The organism is Streptomyces lateritius (assembly GCF_014649715.1).
Classification (GTDB): domain Bacteria; phylum Actinomycetota; class Actinomycetes; order Streptomycetales; family Streptomycetaceae; genus Streptomyces; species Streptomyces lateritius.
The window spans coordinates 155,172-170,084 of record NZ_BMTO01000012.1; the positions used below are offsets into that span (position 1 = coordinate 155,172).

Sequence of the window (14,913 nt, forward strand, 5' to 3'; positions counted from 1 at the left end):
CTTCTGTCCGTCGACTCCCTCATGGGGCTGTACGGGTCGTGCTCGTCCTCGGTGCGGCGTACGCGCCGCACCTGATCACGGTCTTCGGCCTGACGGAGCGGGCCGTGCCGGCGCCCCGGCTCGCCTTGACGCGATGGCATTTCTGACCAGAGGGATCGCCGGCGGGCAGGCGCTCGCGCTTTCGGGTCGCCCGGCGGAGACCTACGGGCCGGTGGCGGCGTTCGCGGTGACAGTGACAGTGACCGCGGCACTCCTCTGCACCCCCTCTCCTGGACGGCCCGCCCCCCGAGCCCCAGCCGACCCACCAAGAGCCGGCGGCGGCCTCCTGACCGCCGGCTCCCGGGCGCGCCGGTCCCTACGGGGTGTCCGGTGGATCTTGCCGGGCGGCTTGATCCACCAGACATCCCCTGGGTCGTGTCCGGAATGTAGCGCCGTCTGCCCGCGGGCCAGGCGGAACTTCACGGACACGGCTTAGGCCGGACGGCGGAGGACCGTCAGGCTCAGGGGGGCCAGGGTCACCCGTTCGCCGGCCGCCACCTTGGGGCCCTCCTGGGGCGGGATGCCCTCCGGGTGGGACGTGTCGACGACCACGCACCAGGTCTGGCCGTGGTTGACCGGCACCTCGAACTCCAGCTCCTGCGACGACGCGTTGAACATCAGCAGGAACGAGTCGTCCGCGATCCGTTCCCCCTGCGGCCCCGGCTCCGAGATCGCGTTCCCGTTCAGGAAGACCGTCAGCGCCTGCGCGTGCGCCGCCTGCCAGTCCCGCGACGTCATCTCCTCGCCCTCCGGCGTGAACCAGGCGATGTCCGTCAGTTCGTCGTGGGTGCCCTCCACGGGACGCCCGTGGAAGAAGCGGCGGCGCCTGAAGACCGGGTGGTCGCGGCGCAGCCGCACCATCGCCCGGGTGAACTCGAGCAGCGTCCCCTCCTCCTCGGCACCCGGCTCCGGCCACCTCACCCACGCGACCTCGTTGTCCTGGCAGTACGCGTTGTTGTTGCCGCCCTGCGTCCGCCCGAACTCGTCGCCGTGGCTCAACATCGGCACGCCCTGCGACAGCATCAGCGTCGCCAGGAAGTTCCGCATCTGGCGGGCCCGCAGCTCCCGGATGCCGATGTCGTCCGTGTCGCCCTCGGCGCCGCAGTTCCAGGACCGGTTGTGGCTCTCGCCGTCCCGGTTGCCCTCGCCGTTCGCCTCGTTGTGCTTGTTGTCGTACGAGACGAGGTCGCGCAGCGTGAAGCCGTCGTGACAGGTCACGAAGTTGACCGAGGCCAGCGGGCGCCGGCCGTCGTCCTGGTAGAGGTCGGAGGAGCCGGTCAGGCGGGACGCGAACTCCGCCAGCGTCCGTGGCTCGCCGCGCCAGAGGTCGCGCACGCAGTCGCGGTACTTGCCGTTCCACTCGGTCCACAGCGGCGGGAAGTTCCCCACCTGGTAGCCGCCCTCACCGACGTCCCAGGGCTCGGCGATCAGCTTCACCTGGCTGACCACCGGATCCTGCTGCACCAGGTCGAAGAAGGACGACAGCCGGTCCACCTCGTGGAACTGCCTCGCCAGCGTCGCCGCCAGGTCGAAGCGGAAGCCGTCGACATGCATCTCCGTCACCCAGTACCGCAGGCTGTCCATGATCAGCTGCAGCACGTGCGGCGACCGCATGAGCAGCGAGTTACCGGTGCCCGTGGTGTCGGTGTAGTACCGGCGGTCGTTCGACAGCCGGTAGTACGAGGGGTTGTCGAGCCCGCGGAAGGAGAGCGTCGGGCCCAGGTGATTGCCCTCGGCCGTGTGGTTGTAGACGACGTCGAGGATGACCTCGATCCCCGCCTGGTGCAGTGCCCGCACCGCCGACTTGAACTCCAGGACCTGCTGACCCCGGTCGCCCCAGGAGGCGTACGCGTTGTGCGGCGCGAAGAAGCCGATGGTGTTGTAGCCCCAGTAGTTCGCCAGGCCCGCGTCCACCAGCCGGTGGTCGTTGACGAACTGGTGGACCGGCATCAACTCCAGAGCCGTGACACCCAGTTCCTTCAGATGGCCGATCACCGAGGGGTGCGCGAGCCCCGCGTACGTCCCGCGCAGTTCCTCGGGCAGCTCCGGGTGGAGCATCGTGAGGCCCTTCACATGCGCTTCGTAGATCACCGTCCGGTGGTAGTCGGTGCGCGGCCGACGGTCGTCGCCCCAGTCGAAGTAGGGATTGACCACGACCGAGGACATCGTGTGCGGCGCCGAGTCGAGGTCGTTGCGCGAGTCCGGCCGCCCGAAGTGGTAGCCGTACACCGCCTCGCTCCAGTCGATCGAACCCGACACCGCGCGGGCATAGGGGTCGAGCAGCAGCTTCGCCGAGTTGCAGCGCTGCCCGCGCTCCGGCGCGTACGGCCCGTGGACCCGGAATCCGTACCGCTGACCCGGCATCACTCCCGGCAGATAGGCGTGCCGGACGAAGGCGTCCGTCTCGCGCAGCTCCACCGCCGTCTCCGAGCCGTCGTCATGGAGCAGACACAGCTCGACTCTGTGGGCGGCCTCCGAGAAGACCGCGAAATTGGTTCCGGCGCCGTCGTAGGTGGCGCCCAGGGGATACGCCTGTCCCGGCCAGACCTGCATAGATAAGACTCTTCCATTCTGATCCGGGTGTGGGGGTGCACTCCGGCCAAATCCTGCCCGAAAGACGGGCAACCTCCTAGGACTTCGGCCCGTCCTACCGGGTGACCGCAGGGAAACAGGGGAGAACCGCAGCACAAGGGGGAAGTGTGTACGAAATAGTGCGCCGCCATCTGGGGAAGGTGGTGGCGGGCGCGGCCATCGCGGTGACGGGGACCGCCGTCATGGTCGGGATCACCTTGCCGGGGACGGCGGGGGCCGAGGACGGCGTGAGGACCGGAGCGGCGGCCGGGCGTGGCGCCGGACCGGCGGCCCCCGAGGGGACGGACGCGGGGACGGACGCCTCCGCCGGGAGCCCGCCCGGGCCCGCGACCATGGCCACCGCGCCGCCGGAGGGCGAGAAGGGAGTGGGCACCGACCCGCTCACCGACGACGAACTGCAGCGGGCCGCCGAGCTGGCGCTGACCCCGCCGGCCAGGGCCGCCCAGCGCGATGTCGAGGGGGCTCGCGGCCCCCAGCTCCTGGCCACGGAGCTGGCCGACCCGCGGCCGGAGGAGATCGACGACCCGGCCGCGCCACGCCGCGCGGAGGTGCGGTTCTACGACTACGAGCGCGACGAGCTGATCACCCGGACCGTCAACCTGGCCACCGGCAAGGTCGAGAGCGCGGCCGCTCAGCGCGGGGTCCAGCCCTCGGCGCACCCGGACGAGCTGCGCGAGGCCCTCGAGCTCATCCTGGCGAGCAAGCTCGGCGACGGCGTCCGGGAGGACTACAAGGACGCCACCGGCAAGGCGCTGACCTCGGCCGACCAGCTCTGGTTCAACGGGGACGTCTACCGCCCGTACCGCGAGGCGAACGTCCCCGCGCCTCTCGTGAAGTGCGGTGAACACCGCTGCGTCCGCCTGGTCACCAAGATCCTCAACGGTTCCTGGATCGACACCCGGAACCTGATCGTCGACCTGAGCGCCCGGACCGTCACCCGCGTCGGCTGACCACCGACGCCCACCGACTGCTCGCGCGGGCCGACCACTCGCACATCCATCCACCTTCTGAACGTCCGTACGTCCGTACGAGGGAGTTCGTTCTCATGCCCAGTCCGTCGCTCATCGGCGCCCGCAAGCACGGCGCCGTACTCGCCGCGGCCGCCCTGCTCGCCACCGCCACGGCCGCCGCGGGACCGGTGACCTCCGCCACCGCCGCGCCCGTACCGCCCCGCGCCGACTGCTCCGCCGCCTACCGCATCGAGCAGAAGCTCGACGGTGGCACCACCTGGCGCATGTGCTGGCGCTACGACACCGACTCCGGGCTCGTCCTGGACAAGGTCACCTACCAGCCCAAGAACCAGAACACCCCGATACGCGTCCTGACCAGCGCGAAGCTCGCCCAGATCCACGTGCCGTACGACGACGGCAATGCCGAGTACGACGACCTCACCGGCGCCGGGTTCGGCTGGGGCCTGCAGAACCTGAAGCCGGCCGAGTGCCCCGGCGGAACGATCACCAAGGTCAAGGTTCCGGAGCTCGGCGACGTGAGCGGCCTGTGCACCACGACCCGGGCGCGCGGACACGCCTACCGGATGGCCAACGACGAGGGCACGAAGGTCTGGCAGTCCCAGGGCAAGGACCTGCTGGTCTACACCGTCAACAAGGTCGCCTGGTACGAGTACATCACCGAGTGGCGCTTCTCCTCCGACGGCACCATCGCCGCCAACGTCGGCGCCACCGGCAGCCTCGCGCCCGGCGACTACAACGGGACAGACGGGCGCGGCTGGCCCATCGGGCACGGTGCCCGCTCCTACGCCACCAGCCACGCCCACAACGTCTTCTGGCGGCTCGACTTCGGCCTCGACGGCAGCGTCAGGGACCGGATCGAGCAGTACGACTCCAAGGTCACCGCCCCCAGCCGCAACGGCGGCCCGACCGTGAAGACCACCCGCACCCCGGTCACCAGGGAACTGGCCGGTGACGCGAAGAACATGCGCTGGTGGCGGGTGGTCAGCGCGACCGGCAAGAACAAGGACGGCCACCAGCGTTCGTACGAGATCGTGCCCGGCCCCTCCAACACCCACGCGGGGCGCGGCTTCACCAAGCACGACATCTACTTCACCCAGAGCCGGGCCTGCGAGCAGTTCGCCAGCAACAACATCCTCGACTGCGGCCGGAACGCGCCCGACAGCGTGGACAAGTGGGTCAACGGCGAGACGCTGACCGACCCGGCCGTCTGGGTCAACATCGGGTTCCACCACATCGCCCGGGACGAGGACCAGCAGCCGATGCCGGTGCACTGGCAGGGCTTCCAGCTCGCGCCCAGGGACGTGACCGCTATGAATCCGCTCACTCCGGCCGATCTCGCCGACCAGAACGGGGCACCGCGACTGGGCAGTTGAGTCACGAGCCTGCCGATCCTGCTGCACCGCCTCCCGCTCCCGGAGTACCCTTCCTTGATCGTTGACAGACGGTCGGATCGGGCGTTCGGGAGCAGAAGGCGGTGCACGGGTGAGCTCGGGAGGTCTGGAGCTGCCCCCAGGTGACGCGGGTCACGAGGGGGACTCCTCCGACCCCGTGGACGTGACGCCCGGAGCGGTCTCGGTCGCCAGGCCGATGGAGATCGGGGCGGAGCTGGACTGGGGCGCCGAGGCCTGGAGCGAGGTGCGCACGCGTGCCCAGCGGGCCGGGCGGGCCTACATTTGGCTCAATCTCGTCGAACAGCGGCTGCGTGCGGTGGTCGCCGCCGTCCTGAGACCGGTGTACGAGCCGGTGCACGGCGAGGACTGGGTGGTGGCCGCGGCCGGTCCGGCCGGCCAGGAGTGGGTGCAGCGGGCGGTCGCCGTCCGCGAGGTCTCGCGGCGCAAGGGTTATCTCCTCGACCCGGCCGACGACAACGTCCTCAGCTTCCTCACGCTCCCGCAGCTGCGGGAGCTGATGGTGCAGCACTGGCCCTGCTTCGAGCCCTACTTCGACGACCGGCGCGAGGTCGAACTCGCCCTGGACGAGCTGGAGGTGACGCGCAACGTCGTCTCCCGCAACCGCGCCCTCTCGCTGACCGTGCTCGCCCAGTCCGAGCGGGCCTCGGCCCGCCTCCTGGAGATCCTCGGCAGCGGGGCGGGCGTGCCGTCCGCAGACCGGCTCCCCGTGGACGCGGTCGAGGACCTGGTCGGTGACCGGTACGCGGACGTGGTCTCGGTCCACTCCGACCGGGTGCGGCTGCAGCGGCAGATTCCCGCCGAGGACCTGTTCGGCGGGGCGCGGCGCCTCGACGCCACCGGCATAGGCCTGAACCTGCTGGTGCAGAACTTCTCGGGGCGGCGTCTGGTCCGGCTCGCCGAGTCGGGATGCCGGATACGGCTGCTGTTCCTGAACCCGGCCAGCAGCGCCGTCAAGCGGCGCGAGCGCGAACTGGGCCTGAAGAAGGGCGAGCTGAGCCGCTCGGTGGAGATGAACATCCTCCACATGCGCCGGGTGCGCTCCAGGCTGCGCGATCCGGGCGCCTTCCAGATCCACGTCTTCGACGAGACCCCGCGCTTCACCGCCTACCTCGTCGACGGAGACGGCCCCGACGGGGTCGCCGTCGTCCAGTCGTATCTGCGGCGGGCGCGCGGGATGGAGGCGCCGGTCCTCGTGCTGCGCGGGGGCGGGCGGAACGTGGTGCGGTCCGGAGGGGCGGACGGCCGAGACGGCGAACACGGACTTTTTGAGACATACAGGGAGGAGTTCGAGTCCGTGTGGCTCGACTCCCGTCCGGTTTCCTGAGCGTTGTCAGTGGCGCGTGCGAGGGTGTTCAGCACCACGGGGGAGATCACGTAAGGAGGACCCGATGGCTTGGCATGGGGAAGAGCTGGTCGGTTTCGACCTGGAGACGACCGGCACCGAACCGCTGGAGGCGCGGATCGTGACGGCCTCGATCGTCGGCGTCCACGACGGACGGGTGGTGCGGCAGCGGGACTGGCTCGCCGACCCGGGGATCCGCATCCCGGCACAGGCGTCCGCGATCCACGGCATCAGCAACGAACGGGCGGCCGCCGAAGGGCGCCCGGTGCGCGAGGTGGCCGACGAGATCGCCGAGACCCTGACGGCGTACTGGCGCCACGGCGTCCCGGTCGTGGCGTACAACGCGGCCTTCGACCTGACCCTGCTCTCCGCGGAACTGCGCCGCCACGGACTCCCCTCCCTGGGCGACCGGCTCGACGGCGCGGGCATCGGCCCGGTCGTCGACCCCTACACCATCGACCGGGCCGTCGACCGCTACCGCCGGGGAAAGCGGAACCTGGAGGCGGTCTGCGGGGAGTACGGAGTGGTCCTCGGCACCGCCCATCAGGCCGCCGCCGACGCGCTGGCCGCCGTGCGCGTGGCCGTGGCGATAGCCCAGCGGCACCCTTCGGTCGCCGCACTCACCCCGGCCGAACTGCACGAGCGTCAGGTCGGCTGGTACCGCGCCTGGGCGGAGGACTTCCAGGACTTCCTGCGGCGCAAGGGCAGCCCGGACGCGGTCGTCGACCCGTCGTGGCCCCTGCGGGAGCTCGCGCCGGTGGCGTCCTGACGGGCGGGACGAGTGTGGGCCGTCAGCCCGCCGGGTTCTCGGCGAGGAAGTCCAGGAGCAGTTCGTTGACGCGCTCCGGACGGTCCAGCGGGAGCCAGTGGCCCGCGTTCTCGACGCGCTCGTTGCGCCAGGTGCCGTCCACGTGCTTGGCGGTGCCGGTCATCGACTGCTCCGTGAGGAATCGGTCGCCGGTGGACCACACGCCCATGACGGGACCGCGCAGCGGCGGCAGCGGCAGGGCCGGGCCGAACTGCGCCTCGGCGGGAAGGCCTGCACGGTAGATGTTCAGGGCGGCCGTGAGCGCGCCGGGCGCCCGCAGCGGTTCGACGATCTCCTCCGCGTCGAGGTGCTCGCCCAGCATGTCCCGGAAGTTGGCGAAGTCGTCCCGCGCGAGCCATTCCTCGGCGAGCCCCGCGAGCTGGAAGAGGATCATGTACCAGGACAGCTGCTTCTGCTCCCAGCCCGCGTCACGGATCGCCGCCAGGTGCCCCACGGACAGGATGCTCAGGCTGGTCACGCGTTCGGGCGCGACCTGGGCAAGGCCCTGCACGATGCCGGAGCCCCAGTCGTGGCCGACCAGATGGACCGGACCGGCGACCCCCAGCCGGTCCAGCAGCTCCAGCAGGTCGCCGACGTGCTTGGCGGGGTGATAGGCCTCCGGGCCGCCCTCCGGCCGGTCCGAGGCGCCGAAGCCGCGCAGCGTCGGAGCCACGCACTTGTACCCGGCGGCTGTCAGCGCCGGCACCTGACGGCGCCACAGGCGGTGGCTGTCGGGGAAACCGTGCACCAGCAGCACGGTGGGCCCCTCGCCGCTCACCTCGACGTCCAGCGTCACCTCGGGCAGTTCCACGCGCATCACAACACCCCGTTCCCGAAGGCCCTTTCCGGTCCCGTCATGATGTCAGAACGGGTACCAGCGCACCTCGGGGTCTCCGTCCCGCAGCGAGGCCACCCGCCGCTCGAATTCAGCCAGCGCCTTCGGGTTCGTCGGCGCGTGCTGGGCCACCCAGGCGCAGCTCGCGGTCTCCCGGGCGCCGCGCAGCACGGCACATCCCTCCCAGTCGCGCACGTCCCAGCCGTACGCCTCGGTGAAGGCGTCGTAGGCGGCGGGGTCGAGCCCGTACCGGTCGCGGGAGAGGGCGAGTACCACGAGGTCGTGCTCGCGCAGGTCGGAGGAGAAGGTCTCCAGGTCGACGAGGACCGGCCCGTCGGGGCCGACGTGGACGTTGCGGGGCAGCGCGTCGCCGTGGACCGGGCCAGGGGTGAGATGCGGGGTGAGTGCCGCCGCCGCCGGGGCGAAGGAGTCGCGCCGCTCCCGCAGGAACGCCGCGTCGGCCGGGTCGATGGCGTCACCGGCGAGCCGAAGCCACCGCTCGACCTCGCCCAGCAGCTCGCGGCGGGGGAGGGTGAAGGGCGCCGGCTCCGGCAGGGCGTGGACCCGGCGCAGCAGCGGAGCGAGGTCGCGGGGTTCGGCCGGCCGTACGGCGTCCGGCAGCCGGTGCCAGAGCGTGACCGGGTGGCCCTCCACCAGGCGCGGCTTCGGCTCGGCCGCCCGTACGGCGGGGACGCCGCTCTCGGCGAGCCAGTCGGCGAGCGCGAGCTCCCGCTCGGCGCGGGCCAGCAGCTCCGCGTCCCTGCCGATCTTGACCACGAGACCGCCCACGCCGAAGACCGCGTTCTCGCCGAGGGCGAGCAGTGACGCCTCCGGCTCCCGGGCCGGCAGCTCCGCGGCGGTCAGGATCTCCCGCGCCCGAGCCTCGTCCATCCGTCTCTCCGTATCTCCCCGATGCGTATGCGAATCGGCCAAAGTCTCGCATCCGTGCAGGTGGCCTTGACGAAGCGACAGCCCGTCAGGACCATGACGGAGGCCGATGCAACGTGGCAAAGGGCGCATAAGGGGTCGAATCTGTGAGTGTGGAGACCGCGACGAAGCGGTCCGGCGGAACGGCGGCCGCCGGCGAGAGGCCCGGACACGGGCGGCCGGCGGGGCGGGACCACGCCGCCTGGTTCCTGGTGCTGCCCGCCCTGATCCCCATCCTGATCCTCAGTGTCGGACCCCTGCTCTACGGCATTCTCCTGGCCTTCACCGACGCCCAGTCCGGCCGCACCCAGGCCACCCGGTGGGTGGGCACGCTCAACTTCCAGGACCTCCTGCACGACTCGCTCTTCTGGGAGTCCTTCCGGATCGGCCTGCTCTGGGCCGTCGGCGTCACCGTCCCGCAGTTCCTGCTCGCCCTCGGCCTCGCGCTGCTGCTCAACCAGAACCTCCGCTTCCGCTGGCTGGCCCGGGCGCTCGCGATCATCCCCTGGGCGATGCCCGAGGTGGTGGTCGGCATCATGTGGCGGCTGGTCTACAACCCCGACGCCGGCATCCTCAACGAGACCCTCCGCGACATGGGCCTCGGCGACGGGCGGGACTGGCTCACCGGACTGGCCACCGCCCTGCCGGCCGTGATCCTCGTCGGCATCTGGGCCGGCATGCCGCAGACCACCGTCGCCCTGCTCGCCGGGCTGCAGAACACCCCGCACGAGCTCCACGAGGCCGCCGCCCTCGACGGCGCGGGCGCCTGGCGCCGCTTCCGTACCGTCACCTGGCCCGCCCTCAAGCCGGTCGCCCTCGCCATCACCGCCCTCAACTTCATCTGGAACTTCAACTCCTTCGCCCTGGTCTACGTGCTGACCAACGGCGGCCCCGGCGGCCGGACCCGGCTGCCCATGCTCTTCGCCTACGAAGAGGCCTTCCGCTACGGGCAGTTCGGGTATGCCGCGGCCATGGGCTGTGTCATGGTCGCCGTCATCTCCGTGCTCCTCGCCCTCTACCTCGTCGGACGGCTGAAGGGGGACCAGGACCGGTGAGCACGCTCCGTACCAGCAGGTCCGCGCGGGTCGGCCAGTACCTCGCGCTTCTGGCGTATCTGGTGTTCCTGGCCTTCCCGTTCCTCTGGCTGATCTCCACCGCCTTCAAGCCCGCCCCCGAACTGGGCTCCCTCCACCCCACCTGGATCCCGCGGGATCCCACCCTCGCCAACTTCCGGCAGGCCTTCGACGAGCAGCCGCTGCTCCAGGCCGCGGGCAACAGCCTGCTCGCCGCCCTCTCCGCGGCCCTGATCGCCGTCCTCATCGCCACGCCCATGGCCTATGTGATGGCCCGCCACCGCGGTCGGCTCTCCACGGCCGCAACCGGCTGGGTCGTGATCAGCCAGGCGTTCCCCTTCGTCCTGGTGATCATCCCGCTCTTCCTCGTGCTCAAGAACCTGCACCTGATCAACAGCCTCTTCGGGCTCGTCATGGTGTACGTCGTCTGGTCGCTGCCGTTCGCGCTGTGGATGCTGGTCGGGTACGTACGGGCCGTCCCGGCCGAGCTGGAGGAGGCCGCGGCCGTCGACGGCGCCGGGAGGCTCCGTACGCTCGTCTCGGTCACCGCCCCGCTGCTCGCCCCCGGCATCGTCGCCACCGCGCTCTTCGCCTTCATCACCGCATGGAACGAGTTCTTCTTCGCGCTCGTCCTGCTCAAGACCCCGGAGAAGCAGACCTTGCCGGTCGTCCTCACCCACTTCCTCGGTGCCGAGGGCGTCGCCGACCTCGGACCACTGGCCGCGGCGGCGTTCCTCGCCACGATCCCGTCGCTCGTGATCTTCGCGATCATCCAGAAACGCATCACGGGCGGGATGCTGGCCGGGGCGGTGAAGTCCTGATGCGTGGACGGGTGTTCACCGCGGCGGCGGCCGCCCTGGCCCTGCTGCTCACCGGCTGCTCCTCGGACGGGGACGAAGCGGACGACGGGAAGATCCGGCTCCGCTTCCAGTCCCTGGCCTGGCAGCAGGATTCCGTCGAGGCCAACAAGGAACTGGTGGCGGAGTGGAACGCCGCCCATCCCGACATCCAGGTGGACTACGTCCAGGGCAGCTGGGACTCCGTGCACGACCAGCTCCTGACCTCCTTCGAGGGCGGTGAGGCGCCCGACATCATCCATGACGCCTCCGACGACCTCGCCGACTTCGCCTACGGTGGCTACCTCGCCGATCTGACCACGCTCCTGCCCGCGCGGCTGAAGGCGGACATCCCCGCGCGCAGCTGGCGGACCACGACCTTCGGCCAGGGGATCTACGGCGTGCCGTTCCTCCAGGAGCCGCGCGTGATCATGGCGAACAAGAAGATCCTGGAGTCCTCCGGTGTCCGGATCCCGACTCCCGAACGACCGTGGAGCTGGGAGGAGTTCCGGCAGGTCACCAAGGAGCTGACGGCGACGATGGGCAAGGGCGGGTACGCCATCGCCTGGCCGCTCAAGGAACCGGTCTCCGTCAGTCTCAACCTCGGTCTCTCAGCCGGCGGGCAGCTCTTCCACCGCGGTGCGGACGGCAAGGTCACCGTCCGCTTCACCGAGGCCGACGGGATCGTGCCCGGGACCGTTCACGACCAGGTCAACACCGACCTCAGCGCCTCGCGTTCCACCCTCGGCACGGGTGGCTCGGACGCCCTGCCCGGCTTCTTCGGGGGCAAGTACGCGATGGTCCCGCTGGGCTTCTCGTACCGGCAGCAGATCACCCAGCAGGCACCGAAGGGCTTCGAGTGGACCGTGCTGCCCGCCCCGGCCGGCAAGGAGGGCCTCGCGCAGGGCGTCAGTCCGCAGACGCTCTCCATCGCCGAGGACAGCCCGTACAAGAAGGAGGCCGCGCGGTTCCTCGACTTCTTCCTCCAGCCCCGGAACATGGTCCGCCTCGCGCGCGGTGACTGGATGCTGCCGACCGGCACGGCGGCGCTCGCGGACCCGTCCCTGCGCACCGCGAAGGACGGCTGGGCGACGGGGGCGGCGGTCGCCCAGCAGCTGCGCTCGGCGCCGGCGCAGTCGGTCCGCGGCTATCCGGAGTGGAAGGACAAGGTGGCCACCCCGGCGTTCCAGGAGTACTACAGCGGGGCCATCGACGCCGATGAGCTGCGCAGACGACTGGTGGAGGACGGCAACCTGGTGCTCGCCCGCTACCAGCGCGACTGAGCCGCGCGTGGCCGGCCCCTCCGGCGGAAAGCAATGGACGAGACGTCTCGTCTCGTTTGAGGTGAGCGTCATGACCACCACCCCGCGCGCCCACATCGCCATGTTCTCCATCGCCGCCCACGGCCATGTGAACCCGAGCCTCGAAGTGATCCGCGAGCTCGTCGCCCGGGGGCACCGCGTCAGCTATGCCATTCCGGCGTCCTTCGCCGGAAAGGTCGCCGCGACGGGCGCCACCCCCGTCGTCTACACCTCGACGCTCCCCACCGACGACGACCCGGAGGCGTGGGGCGCCGAGCTGATCGACAACATCGAGCCCTTCCTCGACGACGCGATCCAGGCGCTGCCCCAGCTCGCGCGGGCCTTCGACGCCGACCAGCCGGACCTCGTCCTGCACGACATCACCGCCTATCCGGCGCCGGTCCTCGCCCATCGCTGGGGCGTGCCCGCCGTCGGACTCTGGCCGAACCTCGTTCCGTGGGAGGGGTACGAGGAAGAGGTCGCCGAGCCGATGTTCGCGGAGCTGAAGGCGTCCGACCGAGGCCGGGCGTACTACGCGCGCTTCGAGGCGTGGCTCGCCGAACACGGCGTCGGCACCCACCCCGACCGGCTCATCTCCCGCCCCCGCCGCGCACTGGTGTTCATCCCCGAGGCGCTCCAGCCGCACGCCGAACGGGTCGACACCTCCGTCTTCACCTTCGTCGGCGCCTGCCAGGGCGAGCGGGCCGACCAGGGGGAGTGGCGGCGGCCGGAAGGCGCCGAGAAGGTGCTCCTGGTGTCGCTCGGCTCGGCCTTCACCAAGCAGCCGGACTTCTACAGGGCCTGTGTCGCCGCCTTCGGTGACCTGCCCGGCTGGCATGTCGTCCTGCAGATCGGCAAGTTCGTCGACGCCGCCGACCTCGGCGCGGTTCCGGCCAACGTCGAGGTGCGTTCCTGGGTACCGCAGTTGGCGATCCTCCGGCAGGCCGACGCCTTCATCACCCATGCCGGGGCGGGCGGCAGCCAGGAGGGGCTCGCCACCGCTACCCCGATGGTCGCCGTCCCGCAGGCCGTGGATCAGTTCGGCAACGCGGACATGCTCCAGTCCCTCGGCGTGGCCCGTCACGTGCCGATGGAGGAGGCGACGGCAGATCGCCTTCGGGAAGCCGTGCTCGGCCTCGTCGGTGACCCTCATGTGGCCGCGCGTCTGGGGGAGATCCAGGCCCGGATGGCCGGTGAGGGCGGTACGCGCCGGGCGGCGGATCTGATCGAGGCCGAACTGCCCCGCAAGTGAACGGACATCACTCCGGAGGGCCCCTGGGAAGCCAGGGGCCCTCCGCGTGCGACGAGTTGGGCGGAGATGACCGCTTTATTATTAAGAAACCTTGTTGAATAAGTGGCGGGTATATGAAGGCCTTGATTTGCACTCGTCAATCGGTCAGGGTTTCGATCAGTCGCCGGAGAGTTTCCTGCCGGTGGCCCAACCCCCCACAAATCCTGGCGAGGAGACCCCTCTACATGGCAACTCACAAGCGTGTCCGCAGGACGAAGCTCATCGCCGTCGCGACCGCGACAGCGGCCGCGGCCGGACTGACCGCCCTCGGGACCTCTTTCGCCGGCGCGGCCCCCACGCCCGCCCTCGGAACGGTTCACGGACTCGGCGTCGAAGGCGCCGTCAGCGGCAGCTTCATCGTTCTGCTCGACGAGAAGGCCGACAAGGGCGAGCTGGCCGAGGAGTACGGCGGCACCCTGCGCCGCAGCTACGACTCCGCGGTCAACGGCTTCTCGGTGAACGGCCTTTCGGAGACCGAGGCCAAGCGCCTCGCCGCCGACCCGGCCGTCGCCAAGGTGGTCCAGAACAAGAAGTTCACCATCAACGCCACCCAGGCCGACCCGCCCTCCTGGGGCCTCGACCGGGTCGACCAGACGGAGACCGCCGGGGACGCGAAGTACACGTACCCCGACAGCGGCGGCGAGGGCGTCACCGCGTACGTCATCGACACCGGAGTCCGCGTCAGCCACCAGGACTTCGGCGGCCGCGCCTCCGACGGTTTCGACGCCATCGACAACGACAACACCGCCCAGGACGGCAACGGTCACGGCACGCACGTCGCCGGCACCATCGCCGGGACCGCCCACGGTGTCGCCAAGAAGGCGAAGATCGTCGCCGTGCGCGTCCTCGACGACAACGGCTCCGGCACCACCGAGCAGGTCGTCGCCGGCATCGACTGGGTCACCAAGAACCACCAGGGCCCGTCCGTCGCCAACATGAGCCTCGGCGGGGGCGCCGACCCGGCCCTCGACGAGGCCGTCAAGAAGGCCATCGCCGCCGGCGTCACCTTCGGCGTCGCGGCCGGCAACGAGTCCGCCGACGCCGGCCAGGGTTCCCCCTCCCGCGTCCAGGAGGCGATCACCGTCGCCTCCTCCACCAAGGACGACCAGCAGTCCAGCTTCTCCAACTTCGGCTCGGTCGTCGACCTCTACGCGCCCGGCTCGGACATCACCTCCGCCTGGAACGACAGCGACACCGGGACGAAGACCATCTCCGGTACGTCCATGGCGACCCCGCACGTCGTCGGGGCCGCCGCCGTCTACCTGGGGGCGCACGCCGGCGCCACCCCGGACCAGGTGGCTCAGGCACTGCTCGCCGGTGCCACCGCGGACAAGATCAGCAACCCGTCACAGGGCACCGCCAACAAGCTGCTCAAGATAGTCGAGTAGCGGCGGCGTCCCGTTGACCGGCGGCCGCCGTGCCCTCCCCACGGGGCGCGGCGGCCGCCTATCGTGTGACCCATGACGACGACGTACGCCGCTCTGCT

At 70.7% G+C, this 14,913-nt stretch carries 11 protein-coding genes and 1 pseudogene; 9 read left to right on the forward strand and 3 right to left on the reverse strand.

Annotated elements, in window-relative coordinates:
• Window positions 1-471: 471 nt before the first annotated feature.
• Window positions 472-2,592 (reverse strand): glycogen debranching protein GlgX, encoded by a 2,121-nt coding sequence (gene glgX, locus IE136_RS24275; RefSeq protein WP_158991649.1) that lies wholly within the window; start codon window positions 2,590-2,592, stop codon window positions 472-474.
• A gap of 146 nt (window positions 2,593-2,738) precedes the next feature.
• Here glgX and IE136_RS24280 point away from each other — a divergent pair, with 146 nt between their 5' ends.
• The 4 genes from IE136_RS24280 (at window position 2,739) to IE136_RS24295 (ending at window position 7,125) form a co-directional block, all read left to right on the forward strand.
• Window positions 2,739-3,581, forward strand: a complete 843-nt coding sequence (locus tag IE136_RS24280) for a Tat pathway signal sequence domain protein (protein WP_189601402.1) — start codon at window positions 2,739-2,741, stop codon at window positions 3,579-3,581.
• A gap of 95 nt (window positions 3,582-3,676) precedes the next feature.
• Window positions 3,677-4,975 (forward strand): copper amine oxidase, encoded by a 1,299-nt coding sequence (locus IE136_RS24285; protein ID WP_189601403.1) that lies wholly within the window; start codon window positions 3,677-3,679, stop codon window positions 4,973-4,975.
• A 109-nt stretch (window positions 4,976-5,084) separates the two neighbouring features.
• Window positions 5,085-6,338, forward strand: a complete 1,254-nt coding sequence (locus tag IE136_RS24290; RefSeq protein ID WP_158991653.1) for a DUF5919 domain-containing protein — start codon at window positions 5,085-5,087, stop codon at window positions 6,336-6,338.
• A 64-nt stretch (window positions 6,339-6,402) separates the two neighbouring features.
• Window positions 6,403-7,125, forward strand: coding sequence for a 3'-5' exonuclease (locus tag IE136_RS24295; RefSeq protein ID WP_189601404.1), 723 nt, complete (start codon window positions 6,403-6,405; stop codon window positions 7,123-7,125).
• Between the two features lie 22 nt (window positions 7,126-7,147).
• Here the strand turns inward: IE136_RS24295 and IE136_RS24300 are convergent, their stop codons facing one another.
• On the reverse strand, window positions 7,148-7,981 hold the full coding sequence (locus tag IE136_RS24300) for an alpha/beta fold hydrolase (protein WP_189601405.1): 834 nt from the start codon (window positions 7,979-7,981) through the stop codon (window positions 7,148-7,150).
• 45 nt (window positions 7,982-8,026) lie between these two features.
• Complete coding sequence (locus IE136_RS24305; protein WP_189601406.1) at window positions 8,027-8,890, reverse strand: phosphotransferase enzyme family protein; 864 nt, start codon at window positions 8,888-8,890, stop codon at window positions 8,027-8,029.
• A 149-nt stretch (window positions 8,891-9,039) separates the two neighbouring features.
• Between IE136_RS24305 and IE136_RS24310 the strand changes: the two genes are divergently transcribed.
• From IE136_RS24310 to IE136_RS24330, 5 genes and pseudogenes are all read left to right on the forward strand, one after another.
• Entirely contained in the window at window positions 9,040-9,981 is a 942-nt protein-coding gene (locus IE136_RS24310) for a carbohydrate ABC transporter permease (protein WP_158994804.1), read from the forward strand.
• Window positions 9,978-10,820: a carbohydrate ABC transporter permease gene (locus IE136_RS24315; protein ID WP_158991661.1), complete on the forward strand. Its 843-nt coding sequence runs from the start codon at window positions 9,978-9,980 to the stop codon at window positions 10,818-10,820. The genes IE136_RS24310 and IE136_RS24315 overlap by 4 nt, the downstream gene beginning before the upstream one ends.
• Window positions 10,820-12,118, forward strand: a complete 1,299-nt coding sequence (locus IE136_RS24320; RefSeq protein ID WP_189601407.1) for an ABC transporter substrate-binding protein — start codon at window positions 10,820-10,822, stop codon at window positions 12,116-12,118. The genes IE136_RS24315 and IE136_RS24320 overlap by 1 nt, the downstream gene beginning before the upstream one ends.
• Window positions 12,119-12,151: 33 nt before the next feature.
• Window positions 12,152-13,388, forward strand: a pseudogene (gene mgt / locus IE136_RS24325) (macrolide-inactivating glycosyltransferase).
• A 224-nt stretch (window positions 13,389-13,612) separates the two neighbouring features.
• Window positions 13,613-14,815, forward strand: coding sequence for a S8 family peptidase (locus IE136_RS24330; RefSeq protein WP_189601409.1), 1,203 nt, complete (start codon window positions 13,613-13,615; stop codon window positions 14,813-14,815).
• The last annotated feature ends 98 nt before the right edge of the window (window positions 14,816-14,913 follow it).